The organism is Prochlorococcus sp. MIT 1314, assembly GCF_034093315.1.
GTDB lineage: Bacteria > Cyanobacteriota > Cyanobacteriia > PCC-6307 > Cyanobiaceae > Prochlorococcus_A > Prochlorococcus_A marinus_Y.
Genome location: NZ_CP139300.1, coordinates 1,588,477 through 1,609,012, shown reverse-complemented (window position 1 = coordinate 1,609,012; position 20,536 = coordinate 1,588,477). Strand labels below are relative to the sequence as shown.

The 20,536-nt window shown below is 32.3% G+C and carries 21 protein-coding genes; 8 read left to right on the top strand and 13 right to left on the bottom strand.

The features are described 5' to 3' along the window. Positions 1-7 precede the first annotated feature (7 nt). On the top strand, positions 8-877 hold the full coding sequence (locus SOI86_RS09120; protein ID WP_320681498.1) for an LD-carboxypeptidase: 870 nt from the start codon (positions 8-10) through the stop codon (positions 875-877). Here the strand turns inward: SOI86_RS09120 and ispD are convergent, their stop codons facing one another. Next, complete coding sequence (gene ispD, locus SOI86_RS09115) at positions 878-1,549, bottom strand: 2-C-methyl-D-erythritol 4-phosphate cytidylyltransferase (protein ID WP_320681497.1); 672 nt, start codon at positions 1,547-1,549, stop codon at positions 878-880. A gap of 92 nt (positions 1,550-1,641) precedes the next feature. Between ispD and fabG the strand changes: the two genes are divergently transcribed. Next, entirely contained in the window at positions 1,642-2,391 is a 750-nt protein-coding gene (gene fabG, locus SOI86_RS09110; protein WP_320681496.1) for a 3-oxoacyl-[acyl-carrier-protein] reductase, read from the top strand. Here the strand turns inward: fabG and SOI86_RS09105 are convergent, their stop codons facing one another. Beyond that, complete coding sequence (locus SOI86_RS09105; protein ID WP_320681495.1) at positions 2,392-2,571, bottom strand: hypothetical protein; 180 nt, start codon at positions 2,569-2,571, stop codon at positions 2,392-2,394. Between the two features lie 131 nt (positions 2,572-2,702). Between SOI86_RS09105 and groL the strand changes: the two genes are divergently transcribed. Continuing rightward, complete coding sequence (groL, locus tag SOI86_RS09100; protein WP_320681494.1) at positions 2,703-4,448, top strand: chaperonin GroEL; 1,746 nt, start codon at positions 2,703-2,705, stop codon at positions 4,446-4,448. Between the two features lie 3 nt (positions 4,449-4,451). On the opposite strand, the gene SOI86_RS09095 is transcribed toward groL, so the two are convergent. From SOI86_RS09095 to SOI86_RS09075, 5 genes are read right to left on the bottom strand one after another with little or no spacing between them, the layout of a single operon-like run. Further along, positions 4,452-4,883, bottom strand: coding sequence for a glycoprotein (locus tag SOI86_RS09095; protein WP_320681493.1), 432 nt, complete (start codon positions 4,881-4,883; stop codon positions 4,452-4,454). A 7-nt stretch (positions 4,884-4,890) separates the two neighbouring features. Beyond that, positions 4,891-5,715 (bottom strand): ABC transporter permease, encoded by an 825-nt coding sequence (locus SOI86_RS09090; RefSeq protein WP_320681492.1) that lies wholly within the window; start codon positions 5,713-5,715, stop codon positions 4,891-4,893. Between the two features lie 48 nt (positions 5,716-5,763). Beyond that, positions 5,764-6,780, bottom strand: coding sequence for an ABC transporter ATP-binding protein (locus SOI86_RS09085; protein WP_320681491.1), 1,017 nt, complete (start codon positions 6,778-6,780; stop codon positions 5,764-5,766). A gap of 39 nt (positions 6,781-6,819) precedes the next feature. After that, positions 6,820-7,821, bottom strand: coding sequence for a heme o synthase (locus SOI86_RS09080; RefSeq protein ID WP_320681490.1), 1,002 nt, complete (start codon positions 7,819-7,821; stop codon positions 6,820-6,822). Beyond that, entirely contained in the window at positions 7,818-8,744 is a 927-nt protein-coding gene (locus SOI86_RS09075) for a COX15/CtaA family protein (RefSeq protein WP_320681489.1), read from the bottom strand. The genes SOI86_RS09080 and SOI86_RS09075 overlap by 4 nt, the downstream gene beginning before the upstream one ends. 264 nt (positions 8,745-9,008) lie before the next feature. Here SOI86_RS09075 and coxB point away from each other — a divergent pair, with 264 nt between their 5' ends. The 4 genes from coxB to SOI86_RS09055 all read left to right on the top strand — a co-directional run bounded on the left by coxB (position 9,009) and on the right by SOI86_RS09055 (position 12,495). Then, positions 9,009-9,812, top strand: a complete 804-nt coding sequence (gene coxB / locus SOI86_RS09070) for a cytochrome c oxidase subunit II (RefSeq protein WP_320681488.1) — start codon at positions 9,009-9,011, stop codon at positions 9,810-9,812. Continuing rightward, entirely contained in the window at positions 9,809-11,434 is a 1,626-nt protein-coding gene (ctaD, locus tag SOI86_RS09065) for a cytochrome c oxidase subunit I (RefSeq protein ID WP_320681487.1), read from the top strand. Before coxB ends, ctaD begins: the two co-directional genes overlap by 4 nt. Positions 11,435-11,440: 6 nt before the next feature. Further along, positions 11,441-12,043, top strand: a complete 603-nt coding sequence (locus SOI86_RS09060) for a heme-copper oxidase subunit III (protein ID WP_320681486.1) — start codon at positions 11,441-11,443, stop codon at positions 12,041-12,043. Between the two features lie 98 nt (positions 12,044-12,141). Continuing rightward, the gene (locus tag SOI86_RS09055) at positions 12,142-12,495 is read left to right on the top strand and encodes an AbrB family transcriptional regulator (protein ID WP_320681485.1); all 354 of its coding nucleotides are present in this window, start codon (positions 12,142-12,144) and stop codon (positions 12,493-12,495) included. Positions 12,496-12,505: 10 nt separating this feature from the next. Here the strand turns inward: SOI86_RS09055 and SOI86_RS09050 are convergent, their stop codons facing one another. Then, complete coding sequence (locus SOI86_RS09050; RefSeq protein ID WP_320681484.1) at positions 12,506-13,159, bottom strand: riboflavin synthase; 654 nt, start codon at positions 13,157-13,159, stop codon at positions 12,506-12,508. Positions 13,160-13,269: 110 nt separating this feature from the next. Here SOI86_RS09050 and SOI86_RS09045 point away from each other — a divergent pair, with 110 nt between their 5' ends. Further along, entirely contained in the window at positions 13,270-14,412 is a 1,143-nt protein-coding gene (locus SOI86_RS09045; protein ID WP_320681483.1) for an aldo/keto reductase, read from the top strand. Here SOI86_RS09045 and SOI86_RS09040 read toward each other — a convergent pair. Genes SOI86_RS09040 through topA form a run of 5 tightly spaced genes read right to left on the bottom strand, consistent with a single transcriptional unit; the run spans position 14,401 to position 20,427 of the window. Then, positions 14,401-15,399 carry a hypothetical protein gene (locus SOI86_RS09040; protein ID WP_320681482.1) on the bottom strand — a complete coding sequence of 333 codons (999 nt, stop codon included), beginning with the start codon at positions 15,397-15,399 and terminating at the stop codon, positions 14,401-14,403. The two genes, SOI86_RS09045 and SOI86_RS09040, sit on opposite strands and share 12 nt — an antisense overlap. Further along, positions 15,400-16,557: a nicotinate mononucleotide-dependent phosphoribosyltransferase CobT gene (cobT, locus tag SOI86_RS09035; protein WP_320682523.1), complete on the bottom strand. Its 1,158-nt coding sequence runs from the start codon at positions 16,555-16,557 to the stop codon at positions 15,400-15,402. Positions 16,558-16,568: 11 nt separating this feature from the next. Then, positions 16,569-17,207 (bottom strand): DUF2232 domain-containing protein, encoded by a 639-nt coding sequence (locus SOI86_RS09030; RefSeq protein ID WP_320681481.1) that lies wholly within the window; start codon positions 17,205-17,207, stop codon positions 16,569-16,571. A 20-nt stretch (positions 17,208-17,227) separates the two neighbouring features. Next, positions 17,228-17,812, bottom strand: a complete 585-nt coding sequence (locus tag SOI86_RS09025; protein ID WP_320681480.1) for a hypothetical protein — start codon at positions 17,810-17,812, stop codon at positions 17,228-17,230. 8 nt (positions 17,813-17,820) lie between these two features. Further along, complete coding sequence (topA, locus tag SOI86_RS09020; RefSeq protein ID WP_320681479.1) at positions 17,821-20,427, bottom strand: type I DNA topoisomerase; 2,607 nt, start codon at positions 20,425-20,427, stop codon at positions 17,821-17,823. Positions 20,428-20,536: the final 109 nt, after the last annotated feature.

Sequence of the window (20,536 nt, the reverse complement as noted above, 5' to 3'; positions counted from 1 at the left end):
TCTAAATATGATTTTTAGATTAAAAAAAGGTGATCTAATCAATATTTTAGCTCCTGGCTCCTTTATTGATGATGAAGAAAATTTTCAAAAAGGCATAGAAATTTTAAAAAGCTGGGGCTTAGAAGTTAATGAAAATAATTCTCTATCAAAAAAATTTGGTTATTTTGCAGGTGATGATCTAACTAGATTTGAAGAACTTGAAAAAGCACAAAATAGTAAGCTAATCATTTTTGCAAAAGGAGGCTGGGGTTCAGCAAGAATATTAGAAAAAGAACCTTCTTGGGGGCATGGTTTAATGCTTGGATTCTCAGATACATGTTCTTTATTACTATCTAAATATTCTCAAGGATTTATTGGTTCTATTCATGGGCCCATGGTTACAAGCCTTTTCAAAGAGCCAGAGTGGAGTATTGAGAGATTAAGAAATTTACTTTTTGAAGGATATGTTGAGGACATAATTGGGATCCCTTTAAGAGGAGGAAAGGCAAAAGGAGAAATAATAGTTTCTAACTTGACTATTGCTACTTTTTTAATAGGTACTAATCACTTCCCAGATTGCAGAGGGAAAATAATAATTTTTGAAGATATTAATGAAGATATTTATAAAATTGATCGCATGTTGACTTATCTTCGGATGACAAAAATCCTGACTGAAATTGCAGGTATTGGATTTGGAAGTTTTTCTAATGATTCCTGCGACCCTACATGGAAAGATTTACTAAAAAACTGCATTTTTGAAAGACTGAAAGATTTTAATTTTCCTATTCTTTTTGACCTTCCCATAGGTCACATATCAGGTAATGCATGCATCCCGTTAGGGTATAAAGCAACCTTAAATGGCGATGATGGTATTCTTAGTATCGATATACCTTTTTAACTAAGATTTCTTCACAAAAAGTTTTGCAATTTTCAAATCTAAAGGGGATGTAATTTTTATATTTGAATAAGTTCCTTCAATAATCTTTACTTTCCAATTAAGCATTTCGAATAGTGAGGCATCATCTGTCACTTTCCAGTTTTTATCAATTGCCATCGAATGAGCTTTTTTTAATCTATTTACTAAAAAGCCCTGAGGAGTTTGCGCAGCCCATAAATAATTTCTATCTGGTGTTTCCTTAATAAAACCCTTATTATCAACTATCTTTATTGTGTCAGTTACCTTAGTAGCCAATATAACAGCTTCATTCTCATCTAATTGCTTGGCACATTGGTCTATCAATTCAGGATTAATTAGACATCTAGCACCATCATGTATTAAAACTTTTTCAGCATCTTTTGGCAGCGCTTTTAAACCATTAAAAACTGACTGTTGTCTGGTATCACCACCATTAATCCAATGAACTTTATGGGCAAAATCTTTTGCTGAATTTAATAATAAATTTTTATCTTTCGGTTGCCCAATTATTCCAACCCAATTTGTTGAGCTTGCAGAAAATACAGATTTAAGTGTCCAATAAATCAAAGACTCTCCCTCTAAATCAATAAGTAATTTATTTTTTCCAGCTTTCATTCTGCTACCGCTCCCTGCAGCTGGTATTAAAAAGTGCACAATAGAAGGTCTCAATATTTTCTAGACAATTATAAATAAAAGCAATATCTTTACACAAATAGTACTACGATTGAAAATTATAAAATTTCATAATGTCCAATACAGATTCATTACTAGGCAAAGTTGCTTTAATCACTGGAGCTAGCAGAGGAATTGGTAAAGAAATTGCTTTTGAACTAAGCCGCTTAGGAGCAGAAGTTTTTATTAATTACTCTTCTTCTGATGAAAAAGCTGAAGAAGTTGTAAATGCAATAAAAAATTCGGGAGGTAAAGCTCATAAATTAAAATTTGACGTTTCAAAAGAAAATTGTGTCAGTTTAGCTTTTGAAGAAATAATTAAAATCAATGGCACCATTGATATCCTCATTAACAATGCTGGTATTACCAGAGATGGACTATTGATGCGAATGAAATCGGAACAATGGGATGACGTGCTAAATACAAACTTAAAAGGAGTTTTTCTTTGTACAAAATACGCTTCAAAATTTATGATGAAAAAAAGAAGTGGTAATATCGTAAATATTTCATCTGTTGTTGGAATAATTGGGAATCCAGGGCAAGCAAATTATTCTGCCGCCAAAGCTGGAGTTATTGGATTTACCAAAACTTGCGCAAAAGAATTTGCTTCAAGAGGTATAAACGTAAATGCAATAGCTCCAGGTTTTATAGAAACAGAGATGACTGAAAAACTTAATACTGAAGAGATTCTTAAAGTTATTCCTTTAGGGAAATTAGGAAGTTGTGCTCAAATTGCAAACTTAGTGTCATTTTTAGTTTCAAGTGATGCAGGAAGCTACATTACAGGGCAAACAATAAGTATTGACGGGGGTATGAGTATTTAATTATGTACTTTCATAAGGCTGGCCCAATTCCTCTCTTAATCTTCTAATTTTTTGTAAAAGTTTTAGTCTTCGACTCCTAGCAGTTAATGTCAAGAAAAATCTTAAAGGAAAGTATATTAGTGTCATAGCAATCGCGAGGATTGCGGTAAGAGTAAAAATAAGATTATTTGTTTCTTCCATAACTTAAAGATACTCTTATTTGAGTTAATTTGTACTTCTCATTAAAAGAAATTCGGCTTTCCCCACTTAATTAAATATCCCTTAAAAATGATTCTATGGGAGATTAGTATAAGATCAAAGATCAAATAAACATGGCTAAACAGTTAAGTTTTTCTAATGAATCAAGAGAAGCGTTAGAAAAAGGTGTAAATTTCGTAGCTAATGCAGTAAAGGTTACTATTGGGCCAAAAGCAAAAAACGTTGTAATAGAAAAGAAATTTGGTTCTCCAGATATAGTAAGAGATGGATCTACAGTTGCTAAAGAGATCGAGATTGCAAACCCTATTTCTAATTTAGGTGCGAAATTAATAGAACAAGTTGCATCCAAGACAAAAGAGAGTGCTGGTGATGGAACAACAACAGCAACCATTTTGACTCAGAAGATGGTTCAGGAGGGATTAAAAAATATTGCTTCTGGCGCTAACCCTATGGAGTTAAAAAAAGGTATGGAGGCAGGCCTAGCTTTTGTCTTAGAAAAATTAAGTTCCAAAAGTATTTCATTAAGTGGTTCTGATATCCAAAAAGTTGCAACAGTTAGTGCTGGAGGTGATGAAGAAATTGGATCTATAATTTCGAAAGCAATGGATATTGTTACTTCAGATGGTGTAATAACTGTTGAAGAATCTCAATCACTAGAAACAGAATTAGATATAACTGAAGGAATGTCTTTTGATAGAGGTTATAGTTCTCCATATTTCGTAACAGACCAAGAAAGACAAGTTTGTGAACTGGAAAACCCTAAAATATTAATAACTGATCAAAAAATCTCAACTTTAGTTGATCTAGTTCCAATACTTGAAGAAATTCAGAAGTCAGGCTCACCTTTTCTAATTCTTGCTGAAGATATCGAAGGAGAGGCTTTAACAACTCTGGTTTTGAATAAGAATAGTGGGGTTTTAAATGTAGCTTCCGTAAGAGCTCCGTTATTTGGTGAGAGAAGAAAAGCTGCCCTTGAAGATATTGCAATTCTTACAGGAGCTAAGTTAATTAGCGAAGATAAATCAATGACACTTGATAAAGTATCGATTAATGATTTAGGCAAAGCAAAAAAAATAACTATCACAAAGGATAAAACTACAATTGTTGCCTTCGAAGACACTAAAGATTTAGTTAAATCGCGAGTAGATAAATTAAAGAGAGAAGTTAATATAACTGAATCTGAGTATGATCAGGATAAAATCAATGAAAGGATAGCCAAACTAGCCGGAGGAGTAGCTCTCATCAAAGTAGGAGCTGCTACAGAAACAGAAATGAAGTATAAAAAGTTGAGAATCGAAGATTCCCTTAATGCTACGAAAGCTGCTATTGAAGAGGGTGTTGTTTCTGGAGGAGGACAAACATTAATTGAAATATCAGATGACCTTTTAAATTTAAGTGAAACATCTTCAGATGATTTAAGAACAGGGATAAATATAGTAAAAGAAGCCCTTTTGGAACCTACCAAACAAATAGCAAAAAATGCTGGTTTTAATGGAGATGTAGTTGTCGCTGAAATTAAAAGACTTAACAAAGGCTTTAATGCTAATTCAGGAAAATATGAGGATTTAAAAGATTCAGGAATATTAGATCCAACCAAAGTAATAAGATTAGCTCTTCAAGATTCAGTATCTATTGCAGCTATGCTCCTCACAACAGAAGTTGCGATGGCCGACATTCCAGAGCCTGAAGCCGCAGCCCCTGGAGGGCCAGGTGGAGATCCAATGGGAGGAATGGGTGGCATGGGAATGCCAGGAATGGGTGGCATGGGAATGCCGGGAATGGGTGGCATGGGAATGCCGGGAATGGGTGGCATGGGAATGCCGGGAATGGGTGGCATGGGAATGCCGGGTATGATGTAAAAGCTAACTAGCTTTTTTATCGTTGTTAATCCACTTTCTTAAATTTTTTATATAAGGTAGGGGTAATTTTGATGTTTCAGTAAATTGTTTTATTTTATTAGAATTTTTATTTTTGCTAGATATTCCATTACTGCTAGCAGTTTCCAATCCATTTGATTCCCACTTGGTTTCTTCCGTATTTTCAAAAGTTTTTGATAATTCAAGTTTAATTTGTTCTTGCTTTTCTTTATGTACTTTATCAATTAAAGATATCTGTTCTTGATTTTCTTCTTCGCGCTGATTTTCTTTTTGTAGTGAACTATGGATTAATAAATCATTTAATGAATCAATCCCAAATCTATGTACCCACTTAAGAACAACATTTTCTTTAATCAAAAGATTATTTTCTAAAGTGGCTAGTTTAAAAACTTCTATTAAATAATTTTTTAAATGCATAAAATTTCTAATTTAACTTTCTATTTAACAGAGGCCTTATAATAATCAAGGAAAAAACTGTTAAAGAAAATAAAATTGAGATACAACTCTTACAAGTTAAATCACCATATGGGGCATGTAAAGCCACTAATTCTAAATCGATAGTCTGTGTATAGGCAGTCCTAATAGGTTCAATAGCAAAAGTTAATGGATTTAATGAAGCTAACCATCCCAGCCAATTTGGCATAAAAGAGATTGGAGCTAAAGCAGTACTCGCAAAGAGAAGAGGTAAATTTATTACGAATATAAGAGCGATTAATTCAATATGTCCCGGCAAAACAAACGCTAAACATAAACTTATTGATGTCACAAAAAGAACTAATAAAATTAGCGTTGTAAACACAATACCTAAACCATATAAGTTGGGCCATCCATAACCCAAAATGTATGAAACAACCATTATTACAATACTCTGAACAAAGCTCAAGATTGTTATGTAAAAAAAAGAAGATAAAACTATGGATAATCTACTGGTTAAAGGAGCCACAAGTAATCTATTAAGAAATCCAAACTCTCTATCAAACATTAAAGGAAGACCAGAGTTTAGGGCTCCGCTAAAAGCAGTAAAAACAATAAGTCCTGCTCCCAAAAAATTCCCATAAGAATCAACTCCTGGTAAAAAACCTTCAGGAGCTTTAGAGAATAATGCCCCAAATAAAAAAAGCCAAATTATGGGTTGAAATATTCCTGCTAAAAGAGTTGATGGTCTTCTTTTTAATTGAATAAATAATCTCTTTGTTAAGGCAAATGTTTCTTGATATAAAAAAAATAAATTATACTGTTGTAATTCCATAATTAGCAGTAATTAGTATTCATTATAGTTAGTTAACTAAAAGTTTTTTTATCGCATGGATTGCTTTGATTCTTTTTTTAGGTCTCTTTTCCCTGCCATAGAAATTTCAGCATCCAATAATGTTTTCCCGGTTGCCTGAAGATATACATCATCCAAGCTTGGCTGACTTTGGGTAAGAGAAAAAATTTCAAACTTTGAGAAGGCCAATTCCACTTTTAGCTTCGTAAGTAAATCTTTTTCCTTATCTGCTACAAAATTTATCGAGAAACCTTGAGCTTCATTTATGATGATCTGACTAATTCCATCTATTGAAGATAAAATTTGACATATATTTTTTGCTTCTTCCTGATTACTAAATTCTCTTACTTTCAAAGTTACTCTATCTCCTCCTAATTTATTTTTGAGCTCTGCAGGAGTCCCTTTTGCGATAACTCTTCCATCATCAATTATCACTAATCTGTCTGCCAATTTATCTATTTCATCAAGATAGTGACTGCTTAAAATAATGGTCATTCCATTATTTCTCAAATCTTTCAAAAGTTGCCATATAATGTTTCTACTCTCAATATCTAAACCAACTGTCGGTTCATCCAAAATTAATACTTGGGGCAAATGTAAAAGTCCAGCTGCCAGATCTATTCTTCTTTTCATTCCCCCTGAATAAGTTCCGCACTTACGATCAATCCAATCATTCATTTCTAATTGATCTATTAATTTCTTTATCCTTTCAAATTTTTTGTTTTTGTTGATGTGATATAAATCTGATTGAAAATCCAAAAGCTCTCGTCCAGTTAATATTTTATCAAGTGCAATGTCTTGGGCCACATAACCAATTAATTCTCTAATTTTCCTTGAATTTTTTATCAGATTAATATCATTTATAAAAACTTCTCCACTATCAGGCTCTATTAAAGTAGCGAGTATTTTTATTAGTGTTGATTTGCCAGCACCATTTGGACCTAGTATGCCGAATAATGTGCCAGCTTCAATTTCCATCGATAAATTTTTTAATGCATTGATATCTGAATAAGATTTTGAGAGCCCTTTAACTTTTATATAATTCATCAAACTTACTATTTACTTAAAAAACATTTTACATCTAATTTAATTACTAAGCAGAGATACTATAGATAAAAATATTTGCATAGATTGCTGCTCAAATTCTACGGATAGTTGGGTTCTGGAAATTAATAACAAAAGACAAATGCCAAACATATAGAGAATAGACCACCTAAAAAGAGACTTTGCTCTTGAAAGATCATCAGGAGATTTCTTTAATTCATTTATTAATTGCAAAAGTCTTCCATTAAATGGCAATAACATAATTCCATATAAGAGACCTCCTTCAGGTAAAGCAAAAACTCCCATAATACTCATTAAAACTGTTGCCAATCCGTAACGAGAAATCGCTTTAGCAGTAAAAACAGATCCTTTAACAGAAGGGAGCATAGGAATACCAACAGATGCGTAATCATCCTTCAATAAAATTGCAAGTGCCCAAAAATGAGCTGGGGTCCATAACATTACTAAACCAAACAACCACCAACCACTAAGACCTACATGCCCTGTAGCAGCAGATGCTCCAACTAAGGGTGGTATCGCACCAGCAACTCCTCCGAAAACAATGTTTTTTGTTGTACGAGGTTTCAAAATAACTGTATATAAAATTACGTAGCTAAATAAACCAAGAAGAGTTAAACCCGCAGCCAAATAATTTACACCACTTACTAAAAGCATCGAAGCTGCCAAAGTACATGATACGGCAGCTAAAAATACAGTCTCAGATGACAACTTTCCTGATGGCAAGGCTCTTTTGCTAGTTCTTGTCATCCTCTTATCTAATTCCATTTCCCACAAGCAATTAAGAGCTCCTGCTGCTGCCGCTGCCAAAGAGCCTCCTCCTAAAGTACATATAAGTTTCGGTGAAGACAAAGGCCATTCTTCTGTTAAAGCCATTCCTCCCAAAGTTGTTGCCAATAAAAGTGGGATTAATCTAGGTTTTGCTACTTCAAGCCAAGGCGGCAAAGTTAATCTTTTTCTTGAAGGTACAACTTCATCCTTAATTGGAGATTTATAGTTCAAGTTTTCTAAGTTACTACTGTTCATGAATTGATACCAACCATTTGAGAATTTAGGGAGTGGTTTAGAACTTTTTTAGTAAAAGGATTTCTAAAAATTAATGTTGTTAATATCGCAATAAATAAAGAAGCGTTAAGTTGATGACCGATAATAAAAATAGGTTCATTCAAATTTGTTTTAAGACTTAAAACACCCAAAGCGATTTGGGAAAGCAAGAGGAAAATAAGTGCTGAGAGATATTTCCAATTTTCATTAAGCAAATTTCTCTTATAAATTGCAGTAGCAATGATTAATAGAATTGAAAAAGCAATTGGAAAAGCAAATAATTTATGAATATTTAGAATTAGACAATGTTTATTAAAAGATAAGCAAATATGTGATGACCAGGTTGATGAAAGCCTTACTCCAATAAAAGATTGAATTAGAGTAAGTAAAAGAGGAAAAAACAATAATAATCTCCACCAGATTAATGGCTCTTCTATTTCGTCATTTTCTAATTTTTGATTTATTGAAATCGTTGTAATGAGAAGTAGAAATGCTATTAAAAGATGGCCCGAAACAATATATGAATCAAGCAGGTTTATTACTGTTAAAGCACCAAAAGATCCTTGGACAATAACAAGAAAAAGTAGTAATGAATAAGTTTTAGGTAACCAATTTGGAATTTCTTTTTTCCAGATAATTGAAAGAGCAAATTTAAAAAGAATTAAGACTCCAACCAGAAAAGCATCTAGACGATGAAACCACTCTAGAAAAACTCTTAGGTTCATATGAGTAAAAGGCAAAAAAGATCCATAACATAATGGCCAATCAGGACAAGCAAGGCCAGCCTCCATAACTCTCGTAGCACCTCCAATTACGATTAGTACGATGAGTGCGAATACACTATGACTTCCTAATCTTTTAAAAATTGGCAGATATTTTGATTTATATAATTTTTTATTGATCAAATTTGAAAAACTTATATATTTTGCATAATAATTTAGATTCAAAACCTAAACATTAATTAAAAATTAATATGTTTAATTTAAAAAATAATTTATTAAAATAATCTTTTTTCCCTGACAATTAACTCTAAAAAGTTATTAATAATACGTCTTTTATTTTTTAAATCTTAAGAAGTTATGAATTTAAATGGTTTTCTTTTAACTAAAGGATGCAGAATTTAAAAAATTGAATATCTTAAAAATATAAATACAAATTTTAGAAATCAATTGTTAAATAAAAACATTTATTTAATACTAATTATTTCACTCGTTTTTGCTATATCTTTTTGGATTGGATTTAATGTAAATTTGCTCCCAGCTCAAGCAAGTATTAATGCGCCAATTTACGACGAACTTTTTAAAATTCTTTTCATCATAGGCTTAATTATTTTTATAGGAATGACAATAGCAGTAATTTATAGTTTATTTAAGTTTAGGAAAAGAAATGATCAGATAGGAGATGGTATAGCTTTAGAGGGAAACTTAAGCTTAGAAATTGTATGGACAATTATCCCTTCAATAATTGTTTTATTAATAGGTTTATATAGCTACAACATCTACGATCGAATGGGAGGGATGAAGGAACTAAATCATAACCACGAAATGATGAGTTCAAATCCTGAAAAAATATGGGCTGGGATTAGTCAAACTCCTAATACTGAAATATCAAAAAATAATTTATCAATAGAAGTTTCGGCTATGCAATTTGCATTTCTATTCAATTATCCCAAAGGCAATTTTATATCAGGAGAACTACACGTCCCTGTTGATCAAAAAGTATCGATGAAAATGGAATCTAAGGATGTCATTCATGCTTTTTGGGTGCCTGAATTCAGAATCAAACAGGATATTATTCCTGGACAACCAACTATTCTAAATTTCACTCCTACAAAAGTAGGAAAATATCCAATAATTTGCGCAGAATTATGTGGCCCATATCATGGAGGGATGAGAGCCTCCATAATTGTTGAAGAAGAATCTGATTATAACGATTGGTTTAACAAAAATAAAAAAACAGAGGTGAATTTATGACAATTTCAATTGAACCACAAAAAACTAATAATGAAAGTCTTCAACCTAAAGGCTGGCTCAGATACTTTAGTTTTAGTCTTGATCATAAAGTCATTGGGATACAATACTTAGTCTGCGGTTTTCTTTTCTATTTAATAGGAGGAACTTTAGCGAGCGCTATAAGAATTGAACTAGCCAGTCCAATGTCTGACTTTATGCCAAGAGATGTATATAACCAAGTTTTAACCTTGCATGGAACAATAATGATATTCCTTTGGATAGTGCCTGTAGTTAACGGTGCTTTTGGAAATTATTTAATTCCATTCTATGTGGGTGCAAGAGATATGGCATTTCCAAGATTAAATGCTGTAGCTTTTTGGCTAATTCCTCCTTCAGGTTTGATGCTGGTAGCAAGCTATTTTGTTGAGGGTGCTGCTCAAGCTGGGTGGACTGCTTATCCGCCATTAAGCATAACTACTCCTCAATCGGGACAAATAATTTGGATTTTGAGCGTTCTATTACTTGGAGGCAGTTCTATCTTTGGTGGAATAAACTTTATTGCGACCATTATCAAATTAAGAAGGCCAGGATTAAAACTCATGCAATTGCCAATGTATTGTTGGGCAATGCTTGGGACAAGTCTACTAGTTGTTTTGTCAACTCCTGTTTTGGCAGGGACTTTAATTCTACTTAGCTTTGATATTATCGCTAATACAGGTTTCTTCAATCCTGTTTTAGGTGGAAATGTCGTAGTTTATCAGCATTTATTTTGGTTTTATTCTCATCCAGCTGTTTACATTATGGTCCTTCCTGCCTTTGGTTTAGTTAGTGAAATACTTCCTGTCCATGCTAGAAAACCACTTTTTGGATATACAACAATGGTTTTTTCAATAATGGGGATAGTTGTTTTAGGTTTAGTTGTTTGGGCGCATCACATGTTTACCAGTGGAACTCCCCCTTGGATGAGATTGTTCTTTACTATTGCGACAGCATTTATTGCTGTTCCAACAGGGATAAAATTTTTCAATTGGGTTGCAACATTATGGGGAGGCAAAATTTCTATCAATAGTGCGATGTTATTCTCCTGCGGATTTATTATAAATTTTGTTTTTGGAGGTATTACAGGAGTTGCTTTGGCACAGGTCCCTTTCGATATTCATGTACATGATACCTATTTCGTTGTGGCCCATTTTCATTACATAGTTTATGGAGGTACTGTTTTTATTATTTTCTCATCCATTTATCATTGGTTCCCCAAAGTAACCGGAAAAATGCTTAATGAAAAATTAGGAATTTTACATTTTATTATTACCTTTATTGGCTTCAACTTGTGCTTTGCTCCTCAACATTGGCTCGGTTTAAATGGAATGCCAAGAAGAGTGGCAGAATATGATCCTCAATTCCAGTTCGTTAATCAAATTAGTAGTTTAGGAGCTCTATTGATGGCTATAAGTACAATTCCTTTTTTAATCAACATATTCTTTAGTGTGAGAAACGGTAAAGATTCTGGAGATAACCCGTGGAATGCTCTAACACCTGAATGGTTAACATCATCTCCTCCTCCAGTTGAGAATTGGAAAGGAGAAGCTCCATTAGTAGAAGAACCTTATGGTTATGGTGAAAATTTTCTGAACAAAAAATAAAAACATATGACAACTCTAGATAGCTCAAAAGAAATTCAAAAAAATAATTCTGAAGTTAATGAAAAACATGAAGACTTCAGAATGTTTGGTCTTATAACTTTCTTAATTGCAGATGGAATGACTTTTGCTGGATTCTTCGCTGCATATCTAACCTATAAAGCTGTAAATCCATTACCTGATGGAGCTATTTATGAATTAGAGCTCCCAATACCTACAATAAATACTATTTTATTACTTGTTAGTAGTGCAACTTTCCATAAGGCAGGTAAAGCACTTTTGAAAGATAAAAACTCTGATTCCCAAAAATGGTTATTTTTTACTGCTTTTCTTGGAATAATTTTTTTAATATGTCAATTGTTTGAATATTTTCATTTACCTTTTGGATTAACAGATAATTTATTTGCAAGTACTTTTTATGCACTTACTGGTTTTCATGGTTTACATGTCACTTTAGGCACTTTAATGATTTTAATTATTGCTTGGCAATCGAGAGTAAATGGCGGAAGAATCACTAGTCAAAATATCTTCCCTCTAGAAGCCGTTGAATTGTACTGGCATTTTGTAGATGGCATATGGGTTATATTATTTATTATTTTGTATCTTTTATAAGAAAAATAAATTTAAAAAATTAAATATATTTTTTATTAATTTATATTGCCACAGTTCTCTTTTTTAGTAAGAATATATAATTAGAAATTTGTCAGATAATGCTAGAAGGAAAAGAACTTCTTGAGAAAGCAAAATTATTGAGTAAACAATCTGAAGATGAAATAGCAAGAGGCTGTGGGTACGTTGGTCCTAGCGGTAGAGTCTTAAGAAAAAGTTTTTATAGGGCGCTTATCGAAGCAAAAGGTTACAAAATAGGAAAAGTTCAAGGGAGAGCTGGCAATAGAAGAACTTCAAGAGGCAGGCAGACAGAATTCAAAACTAAGGTTCACGGCAATGGGAATCTATTAATAGGTCATGCCTACACCAAGAAATTAGGTCTAGAACCTGGTAAGGAATTTAAAATTGATCTAAAAAAAGAATCAAAGACAATTTATCTGATTCCATTAAATTAGAGACTATATATTACCAACCGTTTTCTTTAAGCCACTCCGAAGAAATATTATTTTTAGAAAAATCTTCTTTATTATTCCTATTAAACAAAAGTAATTTCTCTACATATTTAATTAGTGCATCTGCCTCAAGATTTACGCTGTCACCAACATTTAATTTATTCAAATTTGTGTTATGCCAAGTGTGAGGAATTATTGCAATAGTAAATATTTCTCCTTCGTGCTCATATTTTGCAATTGTAAGACTTATACCATTTACACAAATACTGCCTTTATTAACTACATATTTAGAAAAATCATTATTTTTCCACTTTATGGATAATAGCCAAGATTTCTCTAATTTTTCTATATTCTCAACTATTCCAAGGCCATCAACATGTCCACTCACTATATGCCCTCCCAGACGGTCAGACAACCTAAGAGCGGGCTCCAAATTAACAATCTGATTCACGTTTGACTTTACTCCCAAAGTTGTTTTTTTTAATGTTTCCTCACTAACATCAACAGTAAATTTATTTTGAAAAATCTCTTTAACTGTCAAACAAATTCCATCAACAGCTATGCTGTCACCGATTGCCATATCAAATAAGTTATCTAGAATTTGAATCTCTAAAATATTTTTTTCCTTTTTTATTTTTCCAGTTGATTGAATTATTCCTGTGAACATAGATTTAAGAAAAATATTTTTGCAAAATTTTGTATTTACTTTAATTTACTTTAAATCATTTTCAACTATAAATAAATTAAAGAGTAAAAAAAGAAATTGATCATATTTAGATGATTATTAATTCACAAAAAAGATCATTTGGTAGAGGGGCGAAAGTGAGCTTATTCACTTTAGGGACAATGCGAGCTACTGAAAGTCTCGAAAAAATGTATCAAATAATAAAAAATGCTTATTTTGTAGGAATTAACCATATAGAAACAGCACCTTCTTATGGCGATGCTGAATCACTTATTGGAAATTCAATAAAAAAACTTGCATTAGAAGACAACATACCCGAAAAAAAATGGGTGATTACTAACAAAGTTTTACCAAAGGGTGATTTTAACTTTTTAAAAAATAATTTTAAAAATTCTCTTAAAAATTTAAATCGCGAGAAAATTAATAATCTTGCAATTCATGGATTGAACTTAAAAAAACATCTAGACTGGGTTCTAACTGGAGAAGGTAAGAAATTCATATCTTGGATACTTGAGAAGGAACTAGTTGATCAAGTTGGTTTTAGTTCACACGGAAGTTATTCACTAATTAAAGATGCAATTAACTGTGAAGTTTTTAGTTTTTGCAGTCTACATTTACATTATTTAGATCAATCTAAAATTACTTTGGCAGAGGAAGCTATAAAAAAAGGTATGGGAGTATTAGCAATATCGCCCGCTGATAAAGGCGGGAAATTATATTCTCCAAGTGATATTTTGTTAGAGGCCTCTAAGCCTTTTCATCCATTAGAATTAGCGTATCGATTTCTCTTAGCAAAAGGCATTACAACTTTGTCCTTGGGGGCGACAAACAAAAAAGATTTTGAATTTGCACATAAACTTAGAAACTCCTTCGAGAAGCTTACAAAACTTGAAAAAAGCGCCCTAAATAAAATTGAGGAAGTGGCTAATGAAAGATTAAACTCAACAAAATGTGAACAATGCAGATGTTGTCTTCCATGCCCAAATGAAATACCTATTCCAGAAATACTTCGTTTAAGGAATATATCGATTGGTTATGGCCAATTAGAATTTTCAAAAGAAAGATACAATTTAATAGGAAAAGCTGACCACTGGTGGGAAGAAAAAAATGCCTCACTTTGTCAAGAATGCAATGAATGTGTTCCTAAATGTCCTAATCAATTAGATATACCAAATTTATTAAAGCAAACCCATAACTTATTAATTGAAACTCCGAGAAAAAGATTATGGGGTTAAAGAATCATTCCATAAATTTTTAAGATTAACTTTTTGCTCATTTGTTAGGACAGGGAAAGACCAGCTATTTTCCCAACATTTCTTAGAAGGCCCTGAGATGGGGAACATCTCAGATTTATATTTACTTTGTAAATAATCATTATTGAATGGTAGATACCAACCCTGGCTTACTAATTTATCTACTATTGATTTATTTTCTAAAGATTTAATCCATTTAATTAATAGTGAATTATTTTGAATTGATCGACTAAGTAGAAAATGCCACATCAAAGGTACGCCTTGGCTTGGGAAAACCAAAGAAAGCCTTGGATCTATTTTTAAATATTTTGAGCATAGACTATAAGGCAATATTGCGACACAAGCATCAGAATTAATCAACCAATTGAGCATATTTCTATCATCAAATAACATTGCTTGGCTTTTGAGCTTTTTTAAAGAATTAGATGAATTAATTTTTTTTGAAATTGATAATATTATTCTGGGACTTTGTGGGAAAATAATTTTCCCAGTTAATTTTTTAGAAAGAAGAAAATCCCAAGAATTCCTGGCTGAATTTAGTAATTCTTTATTATTTTTAATGACAATTGTATAAGGTACCACGCCAATAGGAAATAATTTACTTCTCTGATTTTGATTAAAACTTCCCAAGAAATCTATCGATCTCTTATCCAAATTTTCGATCAATGGATATTCATTTATTTTTTCAAATTTTGCAAAATCTATACTAGTAATCCATCCATCGTTTATTAAAGTAAAGTCAGAATTGAAAATTATGTCTCTATTTTTTTGTAGCTGGATACTTTCAAAATTAATTTTTTCCTGCTTCCAATCTTTTGGAATCGTATCTTTAAAAGACTCTGGGTAAAAAGAATTTTGAAGTGCAATCTTTATTTTATTAGGAAGATTACTGCAAGAGTTTAAGAGAAATAAAAACGAAAGCTTACCATAATTTAAAAATTCTCTTCTGGTTGCAAATTTTAAAAACATTCAGCAATCCTTCTCTAAAGAAATTTGACCTAAGCCCTTCATCATTTCCAGATTTTGTTGGCACAATGAAACTATTTCTTCATTTTTAAATCCATATAAGAAAGCAAGCAATGATATTCCACCAGCACCTACACCTTCTTTAACATGACCTAATTCATAATCTTTCAATTCTTTGTATTTTGAAGATTTGAAATTTAAAGGACTTGCTAAACCTAATAATTTGACATCATATTTTTCATTAATTAGATTTAATAAATCACTCAGAGAATTATCTTTCACAAGCCACCCAGTTGTCGCAATAAAAACATCTTCAATAAATTCATCTTCATTTTTCAAATCTAAGAATTCTAATACAAGCAAAATGATCGCTACCATCTGACTTCCACCAGACAATATGACAGGTTGATTTGCTAACCTGGCACCAATTAATAGGCCCATTGAGAAAGCTTGGAAAGGATCACCTACTGCCGCGACAACATCAAAAGAGTCAAAACCAGTCTTAAGATTTGCATTTAAAATTCCTTTTTGAACTACTTTTCTTCTTAATTCTCTTGGAACTTTAAATAAACTACTCCCTACTAAATTAGACACCCGCAAACCAAAGGCTTCCATTACTGCCTGAGCAGTTGTGGTGCCTCCTGGTACAGATTCAGAAATTAAGATAGGTTGTTTTGAGGATTTTCCTATCGAAAGACCTCTTTTATAGAGATTTATAACCCTCTCTTTGGTCATAGATTTACCAGTAGTAAGACAATTTGACGGTCCCAAATCTCTATCTTCTACAACCAAATGATTAAAATAAGGCTTTACTCCTATTCCCAAAGGAACAATGACTGGATAAATATTTATAAGCCTTGAACAAACATGACTTATTAGGGCCGGAGTTACTCCCGCTTTCAGGAAAGGCAATTTATATTTATGATCTTTTGAAGCACCCTTAAGCAAAAATTCAGCATCTGCGAGAGCAGTTTTTCTCCTTGATTTTGCATTAATACCTGCCGCGGAAATTCCAGGAATTTGCGATGTATTAGTGCCTGCAATTACAAGAAATATTTTGAGATTATTAATATTCTTTTTCAGTATTTCTATCTTATTAAGTTGATTTTTTTTATTGGATTCATTACCAAAAAAATTTATCCCTAATTCTGTACTGTACATTCTTACTTTTTTCAATTATTTAAATCAACTAAGCTATCTAATAATCTTGGAGGATCTGGGATAGTTAATTTAAATCTAGGAAATAGAGAATAAGCAACTACATGTACCGTTAAAACATAAACTATTTCTTGAAAAATTATTAATAAAATTGCACCCAATTGGATAATCAAAATCGAGGGGGATATAGGTAAATCAAATAATCCAATCAACTTTTCTATTAGGCCATAACTCGCTCTAGTAATTAAAACCCAAAGATTATCTCCAACCAACGTAGATAATGCTATTACTCGTAGTAAGAAGCCAAGGGTTCCAATAACAACTCCTACAGTTAAACTAAGTTTCCAACTCCTTTCTTTAAACCAACACCAACCTAACCAAAAAGCCAAGATCCCATAGGGAAATAAAAATAAAGTTCCTCTAACAGGCCCCATAATTATGAATAAAAGTAGAAATTGTATTAAGAGTCCTTCCAATGCAATTTTAGTCCCTCTTCTCAAGTGCAACAAGATGATTGGGAGGGGTAAAATTAACCTTAATAAAGCTCCCCCAATGGGCAAATAATATAGTGCAACCCATAATAAAGACGAAAGAGATGCTAAATATGAGGTCTCCACAATATTTAAAGCTTCAGTTTTTGTTGTTATTTTCATTTTTTGTTGAATATTTTTAATTAATTTGTATTCATACTTTTATTTTTTGAATCAAAGATACGTTCAATCTTTTCTATTTCAAAATTTACCTCAGAATTACTTAATATGGAACTTAACTCTTCCGTGGGATCTTTTGGATCTACATTTTTTAAGATGAGTATTATTTTGTAAGATTGAAGCTCAATTTTTCTTTTTTTTGAAAGATTCTTAATTTTGTTATTTTTTTGTTTTGCCATTTTTTCTAAATTTAAATCCTTTTTATTTTCTGGAATATTTTTTGGCTTTTCTACTTTTTTAATTTTTTTATTTTTTTTAACATCAATTTCTTTGTTTTCTTTTTCTGAATTTGTATCCTTTTTATTTTCTGGAATATTTTTTGGCTTTTCTACTTTTTTAATTTTTTTATTTTTTTTAACATCAATTTCTTTATTTTCTTTTTCTACAATTTTTTTATTTACTAAATTATTTTGTAAATCTTCATTTTGGCTTGTTTTTTCTAAATCATTAAAACTACTTTCAAGAAAATTTCCAATTCTCCCTCCAGAGCATGATTGCAAGAAAATTAAAACAATAAATAAAAAAAATTCTTTTTTTTTTAAAATCATATTTTTTTCTAACTTTTCTTTTTCCTTGTAGTTTTTTTATTACTTATTTTTGTTTTTTTTAAAATGGATCCTTTTTTATCTTTTAGTTTTTCTTCTAAAAGAGAAACAGCATCATCTATGGTGAATTTTTCTAAGTCAGTATCTTTGGCAATCGAAACATTAGTTTTGCCACATTTTAAATAGACCCCATATCTTCCATTTAATATTTGGATTTTTTCTTGAAATCCTTTCGGTTTTCCTAAGTCTTTAATTATCTCTTGACCGCCTCTACCCATTTTTGGCATCGCAAGAATTTCTAATGCTCGTTTTATATCAACTGTAAAAACATCATCATCTTTCTTTAATGATCTGTTTTCAGATTCATTTTCATTTTTAATCCATTTAATATAAGGTCCAAATCTTCCTCTATCAGCCTCAACAACACCTCCTTCAGGATGTACGCCTAACAATCTAGGCAAACTTAAAAGTACAAGAGCCTCATCTAGAGTTAGATCATCAGTTTTCAACTCTTTGGGTAATGAAGCTCTTCTTGGTTTAGCTTTATCTTGATCATTATTTCCCAATTGTACGTAAGGTCCATAAGGTCCAAATCTTAAAAAGACTTTTTCCCCAGTTTTTGGATCAGTTCCAAGATCTGATGGGCCACTTAAAATTTGATCAACTTGCTTTATGTCTAAATCTCCGGGAGTTATATCCATCGGAAGATTACCTTTCGCCTGAATTTCATTGCCAGATTCATCAATTTTTGTGCCCTCTAGCCAAGGGCCGTTAGATCCTATTCTGACTACGCAAGGAAGGTCTTCGAAATCAACTTGTCTATAAGCTTTACCATCAATATCACCCTCTGTTTTCTGAACTTTTACCTCAAGACCATTTTTACCTTTATAGAAAGTCTCGAGGTATGGAAGCCACTCAAGATTGCCTGAAGATATTTCATCCAATGAAGACTCCATTTTTGCAGTAAAAGTAGTATCAACCAGATCAGGGAAATGTTCTTCTAACAGAGCGGTAACAGCAAAAGCTGTAAACGTTGGAGCCAAAGTATTTGAAGATATATTTGCATAACCTCTATCCACAATTGTCCCGATAATACTCGCATAGGTAGAAGGTCTTCCAATCCCTTCTTTTTCAAGAACTTTAACTAATGCAGCCTCTGTATATCTTGCAGGCGGTTTGGTTTCATGAAAAGTAGATTCCTTATTAGCGACTTCAAGACTTGTTCCAGTTGTTAGGTTTGGGAGAATAATTTCTTGTTGTTCAAGGGACGAACTTGGGTCATCACTTCCCTCGACATAAGCTCGGAAGAATCCCGCGAAATCAATACTTTTCCCGCTCGATTTAAATAATCCATCCCCCACACTAATTTCGGCATTAATCATTGTTAGCCTAGCTTCCGCCATTTGACTAGCTACAGTTCTTTTCCAAATTAAATCGTAAAGAGATAAGTCTCTACCAGTCAGATTAGTTTCCTTTGGTGTTTTAAATACCTCACCTGCGGGCCTTATAGCTTCGTGTGCTTCTTGAGCATTTCTTGCAGTTGAATTGAATTGTCTTGGTGAATTAGATAAATATTCTTTTCCATACATAGAACTGACACATTCTCTAGCAGCTCTTGTAGCTTGTTCGGAAAGATGAACTGAATCAGTCCTCATATATGTTATGAAACCTCTCTCATAAAGACCTTGTGCACATCTCATAGTTTCCCTTGCAGACAAACGAAGCTTTCTGTTTGCTTCTTGTTGCAATGTACTTGTTGTAAATGGAGGAACTGGCTTACGAGTGGATGGTTTTTTTTCGATTTTTGAGACTAACCAATCCTCGGAGGAAAAAGTCTTCAACAAATCATGTACTTTATCTTCTCCAATTATTAAAGATTTATTTCCTTGTTTTAATTTACCGGTCTGTTCATCGAAATCGGAACCATTAGAAATTCTTTGACCATTTAAACTAAATAATTTAGTTTCGAAAGAAACATTATCCTTTACTAGGGAAGCTTTAATCCCCCAGTAACTAGCTTTTTTAAAGGATCTTCTTTCTCTTTCTCTTCTAACAAGAAGTCTTACAGAAACTGATTGAACACGACCTGCAGATAATCTGGGAGCTACCTTCTTCCAAAGTAAAGGAGATAATTCATATCCAAAAAGCCTGTCTAAGATTCTTCTGGTTTCTTGAGCCTGAACAAGTTCCATATCAATTTCCCTTGTTTGATCTAAAGCTTTATTAATTGCCTTTTTTGTAATTTCATGAAAAACCATTCTCTTAGTAGGTATTTTAGGCTTCAGTATTTGCAGAAGATGCCAGCTAATGCTCTCTCCCTCTCTATCTTCATCAGTCGCCAGTAATAGTTCGGTGGCACCTTTCAAAGCATCTTTCAGCTCTTTAACAACCTTTTTCTTATCTTTTGGAACTATATAAAGTGGTTCAAAATCTTCCGTTGTATTTACTCCTATCCTTGACCATTTTTCCTTTTTGACTGCAGCGGGGATTTCAGCGGCCCCTTTTGGAAGATCTCTTACATGTCCCATTGAAGCAAGAACTTCATAATTAGAAGGCAAAAACTTTCTTATAGTTTTTGCTTTGGTGGGACTTTCAACAATAACTAGTGTGTGATCCAAGGTTTATTTCAAAAATTGGTGTTTTTGTTCAGTTAGGGCATATTATGATTATTTGAAACTTTTTAAAGTAATATCTCTTGAAAATTTCAAAAATCATACCCACAAATTA